Origin of the sequence: Wenyingzhuangia aestuarii (assembly GCF_011927765.1) — a bacterium.
Lineage (GTDB): Bacteria > Bacteroidota > Bacteroidia > Flavobacteriales > Flavobacteriaceae > Wenyingzhuangia > Wenyingzhuangia aestuarii.
The window spans coordinates 107,204-127,151 of the sequence record NZ_JAATJG010000012.1 but is presented as its reverse complement, the minus strand read 5'-3'; the positions used below and the strand labels follow the sequence as shown (position 1 = coordinate 127,151).

The 19,948-nt window shown below is 31.7% G+C and carries 16 protein-coding genes and 1 tRNA gene; 5 read left to right on the top strand and 12 right to left on the bottom strand.

Annotated elements, in window-relative coordinates; all coding sequences use genetic code 11:
- From GGR97_RS11820 to polA, 10 genes are all read right to left on the bottom strand, one after another.
- Positions 1-401, bottom strand: a 401-nt coding sequence (locus GGR97_RS11820) for a transposase (RefSeq protein WP_317165752.1), incomplete at its 3' end; no start/stop codon positions are given.
- 186 nt (positions 402-587) lie between these two features.
- On the bottom strand, positions 588-2,927 hold the full coding sequence (locus tag GGR97_RS11815; protein ID WP_167898730.1) for an efflux RND transporter permease subunit: 2,340 nt from the start codon (positions 2,925-2,927) through the stop codon (positions 588-590).
- 105 nt (positions 2,928-3,032) lie between these two features.
- Complete coding sequence (gene frr / locus GGR97_RS11810; protein ID WP_167898729.1) at positions 3,033-3,587, bottom strand: ribosome recycling factor; 555 nt, start codon at positions 3,585-3,587, stop codon at positions 3,033-3,035.
- 8 nt (positions 3,588-3,595) lie between these two features.
- Positions 3,596-4,306: a UMP kinase gene (gene pyrH / locus GGR97_RS11805; protein ID WP_167898728.1), complete on the bottom strand. Its 711-nt coding sequence runs from the start codon at positions 4,304-4,306 to the stop codon at positions 3,596-3,598.
- Between the two features lie 137 nt (positions 4,307-4,443).
- On the bottom strand, positions 4,444-5,409 hold the full coding sequence (gene tsf / locus GGR97_RS11800; protein ID WP_167898727.1) for a translation elongation factor Ts: 966 nt from the start codon (positions 5,407-5,409) through the stop codon (positions 4,444-4,446).
- Between the two features lie 83 nt (positions 5,410-5,492).
- Positions 5,493-6,230, bottom strand: coding sequence for a 30S ribosomal protein S2 (gene rpsB, locus GGR97_RS11795; protein ID WP_167898726.1), 738 nt, complete (start codon positions 6,228-6,230; stop codon positions 5,493-5,495).
- A 108-nt stretch (positions 6,231-6,338) separates the two neighbouring features.
- Complete coding sequence (gene rpsI, locus GGR97_RS11790) at positions 6,339-6,725, bottom strand: 30S ribosomal protein S9 (RefSeq protein ID WP_167898725.1); 387 nt, start codon at positions 6,723-6,725, stop codon at positions 6,339-6,341.
- A 2-nt stretch (positions 6,726-6,727) separates the two neighbouring features.
- Positions 6,728-7,183, bottom strand: coding sequence for a 50S ribosomal protein L13 (rplM, locus tag GGR97_RS11785; RefSeq protein WP_167898724.1), 456 nt, complete (start codon positions 7,181-7,183; stop codon positions 6,728-6,730).
- Positions 7,184-7,332: 149 nt separating this feature from the next.
- On the bottom strand, positions 7,333-9,300 hold the full coding sequence (locus GGR97_RS11780; protein WP_167898723.1) for an LTA synthase family protein: 1,968 nt from the start codon (positions 9,298-9,300) through the stop codon (positions 7,333-7,335).
- A gap of 11 nt (positions 9,301-9,311) precedes the next feature.
- Entirely contained in the window at positions 9,312-12,119 is a 2,808-nt protein-coding gene (gene polA, locus GGR97_RS11775; protein WP_167898722.1) for a DNA polymerase I, read from the bottom strand.
- Between the two features lie 237 nt (positions 12,120-12,356).
- On the opposite strand from polA, the gene GGR97_RS11770 reads away from it, so the two are divergent.
- On the top strand, positions 12,357-12,656 hold the full coding sequence (locus GGR97_RS11770; protein WP_167898721.1) for a thioredoxin family protein: 300 nt from the start codon (positions 12,357-12,359) through the stop codon (positions 12,654-12,656).
- Here the strand turns inward: GGR97_RS11770 and GGR97_RS11765 are convergent.
- Positions 12,653-13,285: a polysaccharide deacetylase family protein gene (locus tag GGR97_RS11765; RefSeq protein ID WP_167898720.1), complete on the bottom strand. Its 633-nt coding sequence runs from the start codon at positions 13,283-13,285 to the stop codon at positions 12,653-12,655. The genes GGR97_RS11770 and GGR97_RS11765 overlap by 4 nt on opposite strands.
- Positions 13,285-16,359, bottom strand: a complete 3,075-nt coding sequence (locus GGR97_RS11760; RefSeq protein WP_167898719.1) for a glycosyltransferase family 117 protein — start codon at positions 16,357-16,359, stop codon at positions 13,285-13,287. Before GGR97_RS11760 ends, GGR97_RS11765 begins: the two co-directional genes overlap by 1 nt.
- Positions 16,360-16,586: 227 nt before the next feature.
- On the opposite strand from GGR97_RS11760, the gene GGR97_RS11755 reads away from it, so the two are divergent.
- The 4 genes from GGR97_RS11755 (at position 16,587) to GGR97_RS11740 (ending at position 19,816) form a co-directional block, all read left to right on the top strand.
- Positions 16,587-16,657, top strand: a tRNA-Gln gene (locus GGR97_RS11755).
- Between the two features lie 166 nt (positions 16,658-16,823).
- A complete protein-coding gene (locus tag GGR97_RS11750; protein ID WP_167898718.1) occupies positions 16,824-17,813 on the top strand; it encodes a family 43 glycosylhydrolase in 990 nt (329 codons plus the stop codon).
- Between the two features lie 213 nt (positions 17,814-18,026).
- Positions 18,027-18,845 (top strand): T9SS type A sorting domain-containing protein, encoded by an 819-nt coding sequence (locus tag GGR97_RS11745; RefSeq protein ID WP_167898717.1) that lies wholly within the window; start codon positions 18,027-18,029, stop codon positions 18,843-18,845.
- A gap of 158 nt (positions 18,846-19,003) precedes the next feature.
- Complete coding sequence (locus tag GGR97_RS11740) at positions 19,004-19,816, top strand: T9SS type A sorting domain-containing protein (protein ID WP_167898716.1); 813 nt, start codon at positions 19,004-19,006, stop codon at positions 19,814-19,816.
- Positions 19,817-19,948 lie beyond the last annotated feature (132 nt).

Sequence of the window (19,948 nt, the reverse complement as noted above, 5' to 3'; positions counted from 1 at the left end):
TTTTCTACTTGATTGTACCACTGTGCTAACCTTGTGTATGCAATTTTTATTGATTTAGCTTGGTTAAATATATTTCTAAGACTTTGCACTAAGTCGAATGCTTTTTTGATATCTGGGTATTGTTGGAATAAAATTTTACTTCTGAAGTCTTGATTTTGTGTCCAATTGGAAGGAGCTTTGTAGAGTAAATATCTACTTCTAGCGAGTAGTTGTTTTCTAGTATCTCCATTATCAAGAGTTTCAGCAATAAAGAGTGTCTTTTTCTGTTTTGCTAATTTTATAGAGTTGTTTTCCCTATCAATAGCTTCCCATCTATGTTTGATTCTGATATCTTGTAAAGCTTCTAATGCTAGTTTTTGTACATGAAATCTGTCTGTTACTTGTGTGGCTTTTGGAAAAATAAACTCTGGCTATTCTATATTATAAATATAAAATCGTTCTCTAATTAATTTAATAAGCTTACTGTTAATATATATATAATGTATATAGTTTCTGTTCAGAGAAATAATTAAATGTAATAGTAGTTACTAATTAAAAAAGCCAATAATTTAAAAATTATTGGCTTTTTTAATTAGGCTTAAAGGGTTTTACTTGTGATTCTTTTTACTTTTTTTAGCCATATTCCTTTCAAATGTAATTAGTAAGGATGGTAAAATAATTAAATTTGAAATCATAGCAAATAATAAAGTAATTGAAACTAAACCTCCTAAAGCTTTGGTACCTCCAAAACTAGAGATTATAAAGACTAAGAAACCAAAGAATAATACGATAGAAGTATAAAACATACTAATTCCGGTTTCACGTAAAGCTTTATAAACAGAGGTTCTTATTTTCCCTTTACTAGATAGTAATTCTTGTCTGTATTTAGCTAAAAAATGAATAGTATCATCAACAGAAATACCAAAGGCAATACTAAATACTAAAATGGTAGATGGTTTTAAAGGAATTCCCAAATAGCCCATTAATCCGGCAGTTAATAATAAAGGGAATAGGTTGGGCACCAAAGAGATTAATACCATCTTATAATCTTTAAATAAAGATCCTATGAACAAAGAAATTAGTAGGATTGCTAAACCAAGTGATATGGTTAAGTTGTTAATTAAATAATTAGTTCCTTTTACAAATACTAAGGCTTTACCTGTCATAGTAACTGTATATCTTTCTTTAGGAAAATGATCATCAATAATCATTTGTAGCCTATTTTGTATTTGCTCCATACGCTCTGTACCAATATCTTTCATAAAGGTGGTTATACGTGCATATCTACCAGTTTTGTCAACCATGTTATCTAATGCGTTTGTATTTCCTCCAGAATTTTGAGCATAGCTTAAAATAAAGTTTTGTTCTTGAGAAGTTGGTAATGTATAAAAATCAGCATTACCATTATAAAAAGCTTGTTTAGAGTATTTAACCAAGTTGTTAATAGAGACAGGTTTAGATAGTTCTGGTATTTTTAGAATTTCTTCTTCCATTCGATCAATACGCTTTAGCGTACTTAATTTCATAACACCTTTTTCTTTTTTAGTATCTATTAAAATTTCTAAAGGTAAAATTCCACCAAACTCTTTTTCAAAGAAAACAATATCTTTGTAAAATTGAGTCTTTTTAGACATATCTTCAATCAAACTACCTGATACTTTTATTCTGTCTGCACCAATTAAAGCAACTATAGCTAATATAAAAGTGACTAAATATACATACGGTTTCTTATGACGTACAATTTTAGTCATACCATTAATAATATTATCAGCCCATTTTTTTTCTAAATGTTTTAAGTGTTTTGCTTTTGGCAAAGGCATAAAACTATAAAGAATAGGAATTAAACAGATAGATAATACAAAAATTCCTAAAATACTTACTGATGCAACTACACCAAATTCTTTAAGTATTTGACTTTTTGTAAATATAAAAGTAGCAAATCCTGCAGAGGTGGTAACGTTGGTCATTAACGTTGCGTTTCCAACTTTGGTAATTACTCTTTGTAAAGATTTTGCTTTGTTTCCGTGTTTGTGTACTTCTTGCTGATATTTATGAATTAGGAAAATAGCATTAGGTACTCCAATAACAATAATTAAAGGAGGAATTAAAGCGGTTAGAATTGATATTCTATAATCAAACAACCCAATAAAACCAAAAGACCATAGTACACCTACAATTACAACGGTAAGGGTAATAGCAGTAGCTCTAAACGATCTAAAGAATAAGAAAAAAATAAGACCTGTAACTCCTAAACCAAGTAATACAAACATTCCCATTTCGGATTTTACACTAGCAGCATTCATGCTTCTAACGTAAGGCATACCAGAAACTCTAACCTGTAAGTTGTTGTCTTTGTTAAATTTGTTAATTAATGGATTAAAAGTATTCTTTATAAAATCAGAACGTTTTTTTGTGTTAACTACTTCTTTATCTATATAAATAATTGTTTGTACAGTTCCAGTTTTTTTATTGAAAAGTAAATTGTCGTAAAAAGGTAAATCACTAAAAATGTGATTTTTTATACTATCTATTTCTTGTTGTAGAAATTGTTTTTTATTAAATAAAGGTTGTAGTTCAAAGCGTTGTTCATCAACATTCTTTTTTAATTCTTGAATATTGCTAAAAGAAATGACTCCTTCTATTTCTTCTTTAAAATTAGAAATATCATCAGCAAGTTTTAGCCAATTGTTAAATTTAGAAACATCTTTAAATAGTGTTGTGTCTTTTACTGCTAAGACAACAATATTCCCTTCTTCACCAAAAATATCAAGAAACTGATTGTATTCTATATTTACAGGATTGTCTTCGGGTAGTAAGTTAGCTTCTGTGTACGAGAATTGTACATTTTTAAATTGTGACCCTAATAACCCAGTAATAACGGCAATAAAAATAAGAGTTGCTACTCTGTGGGTAAGAATGGTTCTAGCAAGATTGTTCCAAAAATTCATGCAATAAGTATATCAAGTATAGTAATTAATGTAAAAAGCTATCTAATATAGCAATAAATGACTTTATTAGATAGCTTTAGGTAATAATATGTATGTGTAATGAAATTAAACTTTCATAATTTCAGCATCTTTAACGCTATATAATTCATCTACTTTTTTGATAAATTTATCGGTTAAAGATTGAACATCGTCTTCTGCAATTTTCTTTTCATCGTCAGAAATATCTAATTTTTTAATATCGTTATTAGAATCTCTACGGATGTTACGAATACTAACCTTAGCATGTTCTGCTTCAGCTTTTGCTGCTTTAGATAATTCTTTACGTCTTTCTTCTGTTAACGCAGGAACATTAATCATAATGCTATCTCCGTTGTTCATTGGATTAAATCCTAAGTTAGACAATAAAATTCCTTTTTCAATTTCAGGAATCATATTTTTCTCCCATGGTTGCACCGTAATTGTTTGTGCATCTGCAGTGTTAACGTTAGCTACTTGACTCAATGGTGTTTGAGATCCGTAGTAATTTACCATAACACTACCTAACATGGCAGGACTAGCTTTACCAGCTCTAATATTTCCAAATTCTTTTACTAAGTGAGCAATGGCAGCATCCATTCCTTCTTTAGTACTGTCAATAATAAATGTAACTTCTTCGTTCATCTTATGTATTATTTATCTGTAACTATTGTACCAATATCTTCACCTTGAATTAATTTCTGAAGATTTCCTTTTGTGTTCATATCAAATACTAATATAGGCAAACTATTTTCTTCACTTAAAGTAAAAGCTGTAGAATCCATAATTTTTAAGCCTTTGTCTAATACATCTCTGTATGATATTGTATCAAATTTAGTAGCATTAGGGTCTTTTTCAGGATCTGCTGTGTAAATTCCGTCTACACGAGTTCCTTTTAAGATAACATCTGCTTGAATTTCTATAGCTCTTAATACAGATGCTGTGTCTGTTGTAAAATATGGATTTCCAGTTCCGGCTCCAAATATAACAACTCTCCCTTTTTCTAAGTGTCTAACTGCTCTACGTTTTATAAATGGTTCAGCAATTTCTTCCATTTTAATTGCGGTAAGCAATCTGGTTTTAACTCCTGTAGCTTCAATAGCACTTTGTAAAGCCATTCCGTTTATACAAGTTGCTAACATTCCCATGTAGTCACCTTGAACTCTATCCATACCTTGAGCAGCTCCAGAAATACCTCTAAAAATATTTCCACCTCCAATAACAATAGCAATTTCTAATCCAGTGTCTACCGCTGCTTTAATTTCTTCTGCATATTCTGCTAATCTTTTTGGGTCTATACCATACTGGTTGTTTCCCATTAAAGCCTCACCACTTAATTTTAATAGTATTCTTTTGTATTGCATGATTGTTATTTAGGTTGTGCAAATATAAAATTTTGAGATAAATTTACGGAAACTAATCTAAGGTTTATTTAGTATTAAATGCATAAAAAAACCTCTCATAAAAATGAGAGGTTTTAAATACTATATTTAGGAACTAATTATCCTAAAGTTACTCTTGAGAAAGAAACAACTTCTACGTTAGAAGCAGCAACATATTCAGCAACAGTTTTCTTTTCATCTTTAATGAAGTTTTGATCTAAAAGACATTGCTCTTGATCTAAAGTAGTGTTATCAGAAACAAATCTTTCCATTTTACCTGGTAAAATTCTATCCCAGATTTTTTCTGGTTTTCCTTCTGCAGTTAACTCAGCTTTAGCAGCTTCTTCAGCTTTAGCTAAAACTTCTTCAGTTAATTGAGATTTAGAAATAAATTGAGGAACGTTTTTTAACGTTTTTCCTAATCTTCCTAATTCAATATTGTCTTTTTCAATAGCAGCAATTCTTGCTTCAGTTTCAGCAGCAACAAATGCAGGGTCAAAATCTTTGTAAGATAATGTAGTAGCTCCCATAGAAGCAACTTGCATAGCAATATCTCTAGATAAAGCTTCAGCACCATCAATAGCAGCAGATAAACCAACTAATGCAGCAATTTTGTTTCCAACGTGAATGTAAGATCCTACGAAAGGAGCCTCAACTCTTGAGAAATCATTGATTTCTAATTTTTCACCAACTACACCTGTTTGCTCAACTAATTTGTCTGCAACAGAAACTCCACCAAAATCAGAAGCTAAAAACTCTTCTTTTGTGTTGTAGTTTAATGCATGTGCAGCTAATTCTTTAGCTAAAGCAACAAAATCATCGTTTTTTCCAACAAAATCAGTTTCACATCCTAATACGATAGAAACTCCAGCAGTGTTAGATTCGTTTACAACAGCAATTGCAGCACCTTCGCTAGACTCACGGTCAGCTCTTTTTGCAGCCATTTTTTGCCCTCGCTTACGTAAAACGTCTACTGCTTTGTCAAAATCTCCTTCAGCTTCGATTAAAGCTTTTTTACAGTCCATCATTCCAGCTCCTGATGATTTTCTTAATTTCATCACGTCAGCTGCCTTAATATCTGCCATAGTATTGTGTTTTAAAGTTTTTATAAAAATGAACGGTACAAAATTAGAAAAGTTTTGTACCGTTACATGTTAAATTTGTGTGATTATTTTGCTTCTTCTGTTTCAGCTTTTGGAGCTTCAGCAGGAGCATCTTTACCAGCTTTTCTTTCGCTTAAACCATCAGCAACAGCTTGAGTAGTTAAAGTTAAGATTTTGTCAATAGATTTAGAAGCATCATCGTTAGATGGGATTACAAAATCAATATCACTAGGATCAGAGTTTGTATCTACCATTGCAAAAACAGGAATATTTAATTTCTTAGCTTCGGCAACAGCAATGTGTTCTTTTTTAACGTCAATTACAAATAACGCTCCAGGTAAACGAGTCATATCAGAGATAGAACCTAAGTTCTTTTCTAATTTAGCACGTTGACGATCGATTTGTAATTTTTCTCTTTTTGATAATGCATCAAAAGAACCGTCAGTCTTCATTCTATCAATTTGAGACATTTTTTTAACTGCCTTACGGATAGTAACAAAGTTAGTTAACATTCCTCCAGGCCATCTTTCAGTGATGTAAGGCATGTTTACTGCAGCAGCTTTTTCAGAAACGATATCTTTTGCTTGTTTTTTTGTTGCAACAAATAAGATTTTTCTTCCTGATGCAGCAATTTTAGCTAAAGCAGCAGATGCTTCGTCAATTTTAGCTGAAGTTTTGTATAAGTCAATGATGTGAACTCCGTTACGTTCTGTGTAGATGTAAGGAGCCATACTTGGGTTCCACTTTCTAGTTAAGTGACCAAAGTGTACACCAGCTTCTAATAATTCTTGAATATTTGCCATAATAATGGGATCTTGTTTAGATGTTAGCAATAGGAGAGTAGTTCTTTGTAGAAGTCTCTACTATTTTTGCTAAACAATCGATTAATTTTATTAAATAATTGTAAAAGATTAACGCTTTGAGAATTGGAACTTCTTTCTTGCTTTCTTTTGACCAAATTTCTTACGTTCAACCATTCTAGGGTCACGAGTTAATAATCCTTCTGGTTTCAAGATTAATCTGTGCTCAGGGTCAATTTCACATAAAGCTCTAGAAATAGCTAAACGGATAGCTTCTGCTTGTCCTGTTACACCACCTCCAAATACATTTACTGTAATATCAAAAGACTCTAAGTTTTCAGTTAATAATAAAGCTTGCTTTGCTTTGTACTGTAAAGTTCCAGTAGTAAAGTAAGCAGCTAAGTCTTTACCATTAATAGTCATGTTTCCTGTACCTTCAGAAACATATACTCTTGCTACGGCAGTTTTACGTCTACCAATTTTGTGAATAGTATCCATTATTATAATAGGTCTTTTAAGTTAATAGCTGTTGGTTGTTGAGCCTCTTGAGCGTGCTCTGTACCAGCATAAACATATAAGTTTTTGTAAAGAGCGCTTCCTAATTTGTTTTTAGGTAACATTCCTTTTACTGCTTTTTCGATTAATCTTGTAGGATCTTTCTCAAACATTTCTGTTGCAGATAAACTTCTTTGACCTCCTGGATATCCTGTGTGACGGATATAAGCCTTGTCAGACCATTTTTTTCCAGTTAATTGAATTTTTTCAGCGTTGATAACAACAACGTTGTCTCCACAATCTACGTGAGGAGTGTAATTTGGTTTGTACTTACCTCTAATCAATTTTGCAATGATAGAAGATAAACGACCCAATGTTTGTCCGTCCGCATCAACGATAACCCACTGCTTGTCCACAGTAGCTTTATTAGCCGATACTGTTTTGTAACTTAATGTGTTCATTTACATTAGTTTTTGTAATAATTAAACAATAATTCTTCTTGGATTCTCCAAGGGATTGCAAAAATAGAACTAATTATTTAGATAGCAATCTTTTTTTTATGTGAATTTTGTGAAATATAAAGGCTAATGTACTGATGTTGAAAAAAGTGTTACTCTTGTGTGGCTTTTAGTTGATTGTTTTTAAACAATTCATAAGAGGTTTGGTAAAAAGCAATTGTTTCTGCTACTAATGCAGTATCTGTTTTTTGAAGAGTAAGACTTTCTTTGTCTGAATTCCAAACATACGTATTACTATTCTTAGTCTCATCCAGAATAACCAATTGATTTCCTTTTCTTAGACCTAGTTTTCTGTGGTTTGCAATAAAAGCTCTTTCGTCTTTAGATTGCATCTTGGTAATATCTTTCCCAAATATTTTGCTAGTATAAGACCAATTTAAGTATCCAAAGAGTGTTGGAAGTACATCTATCTGAGAACATAGTTTGTCTATTTTTTGAGCATCAATATTTGTAAGATTGTATATAAGAGCTGGAATGTGATAGCTTTTTACATCTAAATCGGTTCTACCTGCACTGTATGCACAGTGATCGGACATGATGACAAATACTGTGTTTTTAAACCAAGGTTTAGCTTTGGCATCTTTAAAAAATCTTTGTAAAGCCCAATCGGAATATCTTAAAGCTCCAGTTCTGTTTCCGGGTTGTTCTTTTATATGTCCTGTAGGAAATGTATAAGGTCTGTGATTGGTATTACTCATCACAAAATTAAAGAAAGGTTTTCCTGTTTTAGATTGAAGATCTATTTGCTGAATGACTTTGTTGTAAATATCTCCATCACAAGCACCCCAAGCGTTTTCAAAAGTTACTTCTTCGTCAGTAATAGGAATTCTGTTTACAGATAATTCTTCTGAAGTTCTTTGCTTTTTAGGTCTGTCAACAATATCAAAACCGTTGGAACTAAAGTAACCGTTCATGTTGTCAAAAGTTCCATCACCTCCGTAAAAAAAAGTTCTAGAATATTTTTTTTGTTTTAAAATTTCTCCAATAGTAAATAAGTTGTTGTTATTGGGTCTTTTTACAATGCTTCTACCTGGAGTTGGGGGAATGCTAAGAGTAATTGCTTCCATTCCTCTAATAGTTCTTGTTCCTGTAGCTTGTAAATTTGTGTAAAAAATACTTTTGTTTGCTAAACTATCTAAAAAAGGAGTTAGTTTTTTTTGATTTCCAAAAGCCTCCATAAAGTTGGCATTCATACTTTCTAAACAGATAAAAATAATGTTTGGTTTGTATTCTATCCCTGTGTTTTTTATAGTTCTAGTAATGTTATTGTTTTCTAGGATACTATCTTTTTGCTGTGTTAAGTTTTTTTGAACAATTTGCAAAGAGGTTTGAATATCTTGTGTTGGATAAAAATCATTGTAATCTAACTCATTATTATTGTAAGCCGCAAAAAAGGAATAAACTCCAGCTTTGGCTAGTTCATTTTCGTATCTGTTATTAAATTGTTCGGCCTGATTGTTTTGAATGAAAAAATAAAATCCACACGCAATAAATATCCAAAAAGAATAAGGAATTAGTTTCTGAAGATAACCATCGGTACTATTAAAACAGTGGCTAAAAACCTTTGTTTTTTTAGCGTTATAAAATACAGCAACAATTAATACAATAATGGCAACTAGAATAATAGGAATAGGGTAGGACTGGTTAATATTCTCTATAACCTCATAAGTGTATAAAAGGTAGTCTACCGCAATAAAATTATATCTTCTAGCAAATTCATTCCAAAACGTAAATTCCCCTAAGAAAGAAAATACAAAAACGAATAATAATAAAAAGTAGGTAAAATAAACAAACCCTTTATCAATCCATGTTCCATAAAGTTTCTTAGGGATTAGAAACCAATAAATTCCGTAAATAGCGTTGATAAAAGCTAAGGTTCCAAAATCGTAAAAAAGACCAATACCAATTACTTTTAAGAAATTGATAATTGAGAAAGAAATTTCTGAAAAAGACCAAACATATAAACTAAGTCTTACAAAAGTAGAGGCTACTAAAAATAGAAAACTAAAGTTTTTAAGTAGGTAAAATCGCTTAGGAAAAAGCTGAGTTATAATTTTCATTCGTTTATTTTTTAATGCGCATCTAACCAGTTGTCTCCCATGTCGGTATCAACATCTAAAGGAACACTAATTTTGTATGCATTTTGCATTTTAGAAATAATTAATGGTTTTAAGGTGTCTATTTCGTCTTTGTGCATATCAAACACCAATTCATCATGTACTTGTAGTAACATTTTGGTTTTGTAATTACCTTGTTCTAAAGCTTGTTGAATGTTAATCATTGCTATTTTAATAATATCGGCAGCGGTTCCTTGTATAGGAGCGTTTACAGCATTTCGTTCATCAGCAGAACGTACAATAGCATTGGCAGAGTTGATGTTTTTTAAATATCTACGTCTGTCTAATAATGTTTTTACATATCCGTTTTCTTTGGCAAAATCTACCTGACTAGCCATGTAGCTTTTTAAGGTTGGATAGGTTTTGTAGTAAGTATCTATTAATTCCTTAGATTCTTTTCTGCTTAAATTGGTTTGTTGACTTAATCCAAAAGCAGAAACCCCATATATAATTCCAAAGTTTACTGTTTTTGCATGGCTACGTTGTTCTCTAGTAACTTCATCAATAGGGACTCCAAAAACTTTGGCAGCAGTAGAACGGTGAATATCATCTCCGTTTTTAAAAGCAGCTAACATTTCTGGATCTTGACTTAGTTCTGCAATTAAACGCAATTCTATTTGAGAATAATCGGCAGCAAACAAGGTATAATCATTATTTTTTTTAATAAATGCTTTTCTTACTTGTTTTCCTCTTTCTGTACGAATAGGAATGTTTTGTAAGTTAGGGTTGTTAGAACTTAATCTACCTGTAGCAGCAGTAGCTTGACTGTAGGTAGTGTGTACTCTTTGTGTAATTGGATTTACCTCGTTAGGTAAAGCATCCACGTACGTGTTTTTTAATTTAACAAGTCCTCTGTACTCAATAATTTTAGCTACAATTTCATGATCAGGAGCTAGTTTACTTAAAATATCTTCTCCAGTTGCGTATTGTCCTGTTTTGGTTTTTTTAGGCTTTTCTACCAATTTCATGTTTTCAAACAACACAATTCCTAATTGTTTAGGAGAGGCAATGTTGAATTCTTCTCCCGCAAGTGTGTGAATTTCTTGTTCTAGCGTAGCAATGTCTGCTGTTAATGTTTTAGAAAGAGATGCTAAATATTCTACATCTAAATTGATTCCTTCCAACTCCATTTTAGCCAATACTTTTAACAAAGGAAGTTCTATGTTGTTAAATAGGTTTTCTAAATTATTTTCGGTAAGTTCTTTTTTAAAGTGGCTTTCTAGTTGAAAACAAACATCAGATTGTTCGCAGCAATAAGGTGTGATGATTGATAAATCTACTGCTGCCAACTTAACCTTGTTACGACCTTTACCAATTACGTTGTCTTGATGGGTAACTTCGTAATTTAAATATGTTTCAGACAGTACATCTAACTGATGTCTCATATCTGGATGTAATAAATAATGAGCTAAACTTATGTCAAAAATATACCCTTGTAAATTGATGTTATATTGTGCTAAGAATTTAATATTGCTCTTGGTGTCGTATGCAATTTTTTCGATGGATTCACTTTCAAAGAAAGGTTTTAACTCGTTTAAAATAGCATTGGTGTTTTCGGTAACAGGTAAATAATATCCCGTTCCTCCTTCATAAGAAAATCCAAAACCAATAATGGTATCAATAAAATTTTCTCTTTCTGTAACAATTTCAAAAGCTACTTTAGGTTGCTTCATCAATTGGTTAATGAATAATTTTCTAGCTGTAGCGGTATTTATGTATTGGTAAATAGATTGAGTATTGCTAAGCGTATCAAAACCAAAAGAAGAAGTTGTGTTTGTGGTTTGTTCTGGGTTTGCAAATAAATCTAACTGTGGTTCGTTAGAATTAGTTGCTTTAGGAGTGTTTTCTTGTGCAGAAGTTTCTGTTTTAGGAGCCTCCATTCCAAAAAGTTTATTAAAACTATCTGCTATACGTCTAAATTCTAATTCTTGGAAAATTTTAGCTGTTTCATCTGCATTCGGTTTGCACATGGTAAAGTTTTCTTCGTGATATTCTACAGGGCAGTCCAAAATAATAGTAGCCAATTCCTTAGACAATAAACCTAATTCTTTGTTAGCTTCAATTTTTTCTTTCATTTTTCCTTTTAGCTCGTGTGTGTTAGCTAAAAGGTTTTCCATAGATCCGTATTGTTTGATGAATTTTTTAGCCGTTTTATCACCAACCCCCGGCAAACCAGGAATGTTATCTACTGCATCTCCCATCATTCCCAAGTAATCAATAACTTGTAATGGATTTTCTACCTCAAACTTTTCTTTTACTTTTTCTACATCCCAAATTTCAATACCATTTCCCATTCTTGATGGACGGTACATAAATATATTTTCAGAAACTAGTTGAGCATAATCTTTATCGGGAGTTACCATATATACTTGACAACCTTCTTTTTCTGCTTGTTTGGCTAAAGTTCCAATTAAATCATCGGCTTCATAACCTGCTACTTCAATAATAGGAATATTCATGGCTTTTAAGATTTCATGAATATAAGGAATGGCAATTTTAATAGCTTCTGGAGTTTCTAATCTGTTGGCTTTATAAGCTTCAAAAGCTTCAGATCTAGTTACAGATCCTCCTTTATCAAAAGCAACGGCTAATAGTTCAGGTTTTTCTTTACGAATTACATCTAACAAAGAGTTGGTGAATCCTAAAATAGCAGAGGTATCCATTCCTTTAGAATTAATCCTAGGGTTCTTAATTAGTGCGTAGTAACCTCTAAATATTAATGCAAAAGCATCTAGTAAAAAAAGTCTTTTCTGACCAGCCATAAGTATTGTTTTGAGAGTCGTAAATGTAATTAAAAACAACTAATTTGAGTAGTCATATAGGTCTGTTTTTGTGCTTAACTGGGTAGATATGGGTGTTAATTGTTAAATTTTAGCTGAAATGCGTTAAAAATTAACTTGTTTTTTTTGTTTAATTCGAAAAAAAGTTACATTGCATTGTGATTTGTGTCTGTTTGTCAGATAAATGACATATAATTTACAAACTTTATACATTTAGATATGACTAAATTTGGTGATTTAATTAATGTTGAAATTCCTGTATTGATTGATTTTTATGCTCAATGGAGTGATGAAGAAGAAGAACCAACAGGAATGATTTTAAAAGACGTAGTTGCTGCTCTTGGAGACAAAGCAAAGGTGATCAAAATTGACATTCAAAAGAATGAAATTTTAGCTTCTGCTTTAAAAGTAAAGGCAAATCCAACCTTTGTGATTTATAAAAATGGAATTATGAAATGGAGACAGTCTGGAGAACAGGATGCAAACACGTTAATTAGTTTGGTTCAACAATACGTTTAAGGAATTACCTTAAATTGAAATCCTTTTTTATGTAGTTCTTCTAAGACTTTAGGAAGTGTTTCTTTTAGTCTTGGGAATGCTTTTTTGCTGTCGTGAAAAACGATGATGCTCCCTTTTTTAACGTTTTTTAATACGTTATTTGTGCATTGTTTGGCTGTTAAACTTTGGTCAAAATCTGCACTTAACACATCCCACATAATTATTTTATACCCTAACATTCTAAGATGTTTAGATTGTTGATGAGTTATGCTACCATAAGGAGGTCTAAAAAGTTTAGGTTGATTCTGGTTTTTTAAGTACGCTTCTGCTTTTGATGTATTTTGCAGGTAGACTTCTTTTTTAGTTTTCCATCCTTTTAAGTGGTTAAAAGTATGGTTTCCTACTCTATGTCCTTTTTCTATAAGTTGATGAAAAACATCTGGATGTTTTCTTATGTTATCTCCTATGCAAAAAAAAGTAGCTTTTGCATTGTGGAGATCTAGTTGATTTAAAACCCAAGGAGTAATTTCAGGAATAGGTCCGTCATCAAAGGTAAGATAGACTTCTTTAGATTTGGTTTTAAAAGACCAAATCCATTTGTTAAAAATGGATTTGGTGATTAGTAATGTTTTTACAGGATAGAATCTCATTATTGTTGAAAAATATCTTCAAACAATTTAATGTGTCCAATAAATTCTGTTTCTACTTGTTTTTTGTAATCTATGTCTTTGTCGTATTTGTTTACGTCTGCAGCAATAGTCTGGTACATTTTAAACTCTGTTTCTACTTCTGCAAATAAATATTCTAAGTCTGCTGTGCTAAACTGAGAATAGTATAACAATTTTTCTTGAAACACTCTAATAAGAATGTCTGCTGCTTTTCTTGCTTTTACAGGTTTGTTTAATAGATAGTATTGCTCGGGAAATGCCAAACACACTCCGTATTGATGATATTTTTCAATAGGCATTTTATTAAAGCTTAGATCTAATACTTCTTCGGCTTTTTCTACTTCACCTTCGTTCATTAAGGCTTCAACCAGTCTAGAAATATTATTTCTGTACGAAATAGAGTTTTTTCTAGATTCTACATCTATGTAAAAATCTTTTCCACGGTTTCCAAAATCCCAAGATTTTACCATGTTGTACATTTTCTCAGTATCAATTCTTCCCATTCCCAAAATCCCATATTCGTTTTTGGTTTTAATTGGAACTAATTGAAAAGCCATTCCGTCTAATTGTAAATAATCTTTTAACCATAAATATTCTTCATCGGCATTAGAACCACCCGTAAAATAAATTGGTCTTTCCCAATTATTGTTGGCTAAAATATCTAGCATTAATGTTCTGTTTTTGGTTAAACCACGATCATCAACATCTAAATCCATGTAAGCTACAATAGAATCAGCATCTTTTTTATTTACAATTCCGTTTTCTAAAACTTTTTGTTTGTCTACTGGTAGTCGTAATTTATTGGTTGGATAAAATTTTTCAAATTTACCATTGCTCACTTCTATATAAGTACGTTTGTCTGATGAGCTAATCCATTTCATAAAATCATCAATATCCCATCTTTCTTTTACCTGCCCCGTGTGATAAGCCACATCTAAAGTTCCATGTCTGTACTGTTTGTGTACCAGTTGTGATGGAATAGGAGGGGCATCGTATGTTTTGCGTTTCATTTGGTCTATGTACCAATCTGTAGCTAGTAAACTTGTGTTTACTACTTTTACATCGGTTCTGTAACCTTCTACTTCTTGCATATACCATAATGGGAATGTATCATTATCTCCAATAGTAAATAAAATGGCATTTTTATCACAAGAATCTAAATAAGCTTTGGCATTAAAATAAGCAGTGTATTTGTTTGATCTATCATGATCGTCCCAGTTTTGAGAAGCCATAACAATAGGAGAAACTAATAAACACAAGGCTGGAATTGCAATAGCAATAGCTTTGGACGATTTGTAGTTGTTCACTTTGTCAAAAAGGGCATATACTCCAAAACCTACCCACATAGCAAAAATGTAAAAAGATCCTACAATAGCATAATCTCTTTCTCTTGGCTCAAAGGGTTTTGGGTTGGTGTAAAATATAATAGCAAATCCCGTAAATGCAAAGAAAAGTAACAAGTTGTAAAAATTACGAGGGTCATTTTTTACTTGATAAAGCAATCCAATAATTCCTAGCAAAAATGGAATTCCGTAGTAAAAATTTCGTCCTTCGTTATTTAAATATTCACTAGGTAAGTTTTCTTGGGTACCTACAAAATAGCGGTCAATAATGTTTATACCAGACATCCAGTTTCCGTTTAAAGGATCCATTCTTCCTTGTACATCGTTTTGTTTTCCTATAAAGTTCCAAAACAAATATCTAAAATACATGTAGCCAAATTGATATTTAACCATGAATTCTATATTCTCTGAAAAAGTGGGTCTTGCTTGGCTTTTCTGTGGGATTCCTACAATGGATTTATAATTTTGCTCCAAAGCAGGATTTACCATTCTAGGAATAAAACCTTTGTGTCTATCCGATGTTTTTTCTTGAGCGTTTTTGTAATCATTTACAATAATGTACTTACCGCTTTTTTCATCCATTTCGTATTTAGGCTTTACATCTATCATAATGGGTTCTCCATTGGCATCTAAAGCAGCCTCTCTATCGTATTTTGATGAATAATACGTGTCATAAAATATATTAGAGTCTCCATATTGCTCACGGTTGTAGTACGCTAATAGCTCCCTTGCAGATGATGGATTGTTCTCGTTAATAGTAGTATTTGCATTAGCTCTAATAGGTAACATTAACCAACAAGAAAATCCAATCATTACAAACAAAACAGATAGTAGTGTAATGTTTGCTAAATACTTTTTGTTTTTACGAGTGTAATTCAGTCCAAAGTAAAAACCAGTAATAATAAGAATAGCAGCAATTACTGTTCCTGTGTGGAAAGGCATATTTAAATTGTTTACAAAAAACAATTCGGAAGCACTAAAGAACTTAAGCGTAAAAGGAAATAAGAATTTAAAAATAAAAATTAAGGCTCCAATGGCAATAGCATTGGCAACAATAAAGTTTTTAATCGTATATTTTTTGTAGTAATGGTTTAAGTAAATAAATACCAATGATGGAATTACCAGTAATGATAAAATATGCACTCCAAAAGATAATCCAATAACAAAACAAATTAGAATTAACCACTTGTTTCCTCTAGGTTGATGAAAAGACTTTTCCCACTTTAATCCTAACCAGAATAACAAAGCCATTAAGAAAGAAGACATGGCATAAACTTCGGCTTCTACAGCACTAAACCAAAAACTATCAGAAAAAGTGTAGGTTAAACTTCCTACAAGAGCAGCACCTAAAACAGCAATTCCTTTGTTAGTTGTTAGTTCTGAGTTTTTAATAGCTACTCTTTTGATAAGGTTAGTTAAAGACCAAAACATAAATAGAATGGTAAAGGCACTTGCCAAACCAGACATAAAGTTAACCATATAAGCAACATTACTAGCGGTACCGCTAAACATAGCAAAAAACGCACCTAACATTTGGAATAATGGAGCACCAGGTGGGTGACCTACTTCTAGTTTTACAGCTGTTGATATATACTCGCCACAATCCCAAAAACTGACAGTGGGTTCAAGAGTTAATGTATAAGTTGCTAATGATATGATAAAAACAATCCATCCAAGGATTGTATTCCATTTTTGATATGTATTTTCTTTCATTTGGAGTCTCCGAACTAAAATTTTAGTCACAAATTTAATTAAATATTAATGCTGATAGAGATATTGACTAAAAATGTTCTGACGAATTAAAATATTTGAATTTTATTTTTGAATTAAAATATTGATATTCAGAGATTACAATAAAAAGATAAAAAAAAAGTGAAATTTTTTGCTAAAAAATTTTGTAGAACTCTAGATGTGCTGTATATTTGCACCCGCAAACGCACTGTCCCATGGTGTAATGGTAACACAGCGGTTTTTGGTACCGTCGTTCAAGGTTCGAGTCCTTGTGGGACAACAAAAAAGTCTTAAATCTTTGATTTAAGGCTTTTTTTATTTTAAACCATTACCTAATCTAATGTTTTTGGTTAAAATAACTTTATGTGTTCTTAAAAAAGTTATTTGTATTGTCTTTTTAGAAGATTACTTTATTAATTTGTATTCATCTATAAAAGTACCTAGTCATGAAAAAAAGATTTTCTTTATTAATGATTTTAGCAATCACAGCTATTTCATATTCACAAAACCCTTTTATCAAACATAAATTTACAGCCGATCCATCAGCTAGAGTTTTTGATGGTCGTTTGTATGTGTACACTTCTCATGATAGAGATGATGCAAAATATTTTGACATGTTAGATTGGGCCTGTTTTTCTACAACCAACATGGTAGATTGGACAGACCACGGAGCTATTTTTTCTTTAAAAGATATTAAATGGGCAGACAAATGGGCTTGGGCACCCGATGCTGTTAAGCGTAATGGAAAATATTATTTTTATTATCCTGTAGAACGAAAAAAAATTGGAGTAGCCGTTGCCAATACAGCTACAGGTCCATTTAAAGATGTTGTAGGAAAGCCATTGGTAGATGGAGTTGCAGAGTCTTTTGCAGGAGCAGAACCTATAGATCCTGCAATTTTGCTAGATGACGATGGACAGGCTTATATGTACTTTGGTTGTAGAGAAGCCAGAGTAGTTAAGTTAAAAGACAATATGATAGAGTTAGATGGTCCTTTACATGAAGTAATTATTTTAGACAAGCAAGGAAAGCGATTGTTGTGGAAGGAGAAGAAAAAAACAGAGCCTAATTTACAAATCAATCATGGAGGAGATGGAGTGTATGGAGAAGGACCTTGGATGTTTAAACGTAATGGATTGTATTACTATCTGTACTCTAACGGATGGTCTAAAGATGCAACTATGGTATATGCAACGTCTCAAAATCCAATGGGGCCTTTTGTATATCAAGGAAAAGTAATGAAATCTGTTAGTTCAGGAACTTCACATGGATCTGTGATAGAATATAAAGGAAAGTGGTATGTGTTTTATCATACACAAGATTTGTCTGGAAATGGGTTTAAAAGATCTATTTGTGTGGATAGGTTATTTTTTAATGAGAAGGGAGAAATTATTCCAGTTGCTCCCACACGTAAAGGGGTACAACGCATACAGTAATTTTTAAATTACAAAAAGTAAAAGCCTTAAGCATATTATATGTTTAAGGCTTTTTTTATTGACTAAGTAAAAAGATAAATGATGTTTAATAACTTGTTAACATAAGGTGTTCTATGTTATTATTGATGCACACATATTGTTTATTACTACAGACAAGCCTGTTTGTTATTGGATGTTACTTTGTTGTTTTAAATTAAATAACATTCAAATATTATGAAAAAAAAATTACTTAAAGTATCTACTATTTTTTTAATAGCTTTTAGTGCAAATGCTCAAGTAGCAAATTTTAACACAAGTGCATGGGGTTTTGAACCAACAGATACTGAATGGACTAGTGGTAATAATTCCACAGGAGGAACTGGAGCAGTTTCGCCAAGTAACATTGTAACAGCTTGGACACAAACATTAGCAGGAGGTGAGGCTTTTTCTCAAAGTTCAACAGAAGTTAGAACAGGTGTGTACAGTATGAAAGCCGATTTTGATGTATTAACAGTTACACCAAAATTACAAACCTGGAGGTCTAATAAAAATAATGAGGGAAACTGGGATTATACAGGAGAGGGAAATTATAAAGTTTCTTTATATGTAAAATTTGTAGGTACTCCTTCAGGATCTTTAAAATTTACTTCTCAGAAAAAAGATTTAACAACACAAACTGCTGTTTGGGATTTATCTACAGAAATAACAACTGCAGATTGGACTTTGTTAGAGTATGTATTTCCTATTGTAGGAACAGATGTAAGTACTGATTACTGGAGTACTGTAAGTTTTGGACCTATTCCTGCAAGCGGACAAGTATATATTGATGATGTAGTTGTTGCTTTTGATTCGGCTTTATCAACTTCTTTATCTAAAATAGAAGGAGCTTCTGTAAAAGCAGAAAACGGTTTTATTAATGTTACAGGAGCAAACTTAGATGCAGTATATTCTATTACAGGTCAACAAGTAACTACATCTGGTTTGGCAAGTGGAGTGTACATTGTTAAAATATCAAAAAATGGAAAACAAGATGCTGTAAAAGTAGTTATGTAATCTTGTTTTTTAGTTTATTATTTGTTTATAAAGCCATTGTTTACGCAGTGGTTTTTGTTTTTTAACGCACAGTCACAAATGGTTTACGGACAAGTACATAGCTTTTTGTGTAAACTAATAATTTTGGAATTACTATTAACTAACATATATTAAATATTATGAAAAAACAATTACTTAAAATTTCAGCTGTACTTTTATTTGCTTTTGGAGCAAAAGCTCAAATAACAAATTTTAACGCAAATGCATTTAGTTTTGAACCTATTAGTGTTGAATGGACTAGTAATGGAACTCACAATGGAGCTTCATCTCCAGGAAATATTGTAGATGCTTGGACACAAGTAGATGGTTTTGAACAATCAAATGGACAAGCCCGTACAGGTACTTACAGTATGTTGGCAGATTTTTCAACTACAATTCCAGTTGCTACACCAAAATTACAAACATGGAGATCAAATACAAATAAAGAAGGAAATTTTAACTTTGATAGTGATGCAGGTTCTGATGTTAATTATACTATTATGGGGTATGTTTATGTTGATGTTGTAACTGACGGAACTTTTAAAATAAATATTCAAAAAAATGGTGGTCAATTTGAGCAAGCAACTATTAACTTAAATTCTGTTACACCAGGTACTTGGACTCTTTTTAGTAAAAGTTTTGATTTTACTGAAGGAGATGGTGCTGATTATTGGTGTTCTGTTAATTTTGCGACTTTACCAACAATTAATGCTAAAATATATCTTGATGATGTCTCAGTAGTTCAAACAACTACTTTATCAACTTCTTTGTCTAAAATAGATGGAGCTTCTGTAAAAGCAGAAAACGGTTCTATTAATGTTACAGGAGCAAATTTAGATGCAGTGTATTCTATCACGGGTCAGCAAGTAGCTACTTCTGGTTTAGCTAGTGGAGTGTATATTGTTAAAATATCAAAAAATGGAAAACAAGATGCTATTAAAGTTGTTTTGTAATCTTAGATAGTTTTTTTTATCTAAAAAGCCACTGTTTATTCAGTGGCTTTTTTTTCTTTTAAAGAACACAGAAACACATGTTTTTTATTAGTAAACACAGGTTAGTTTACTAATGTTTATAGTTTAGCAGAA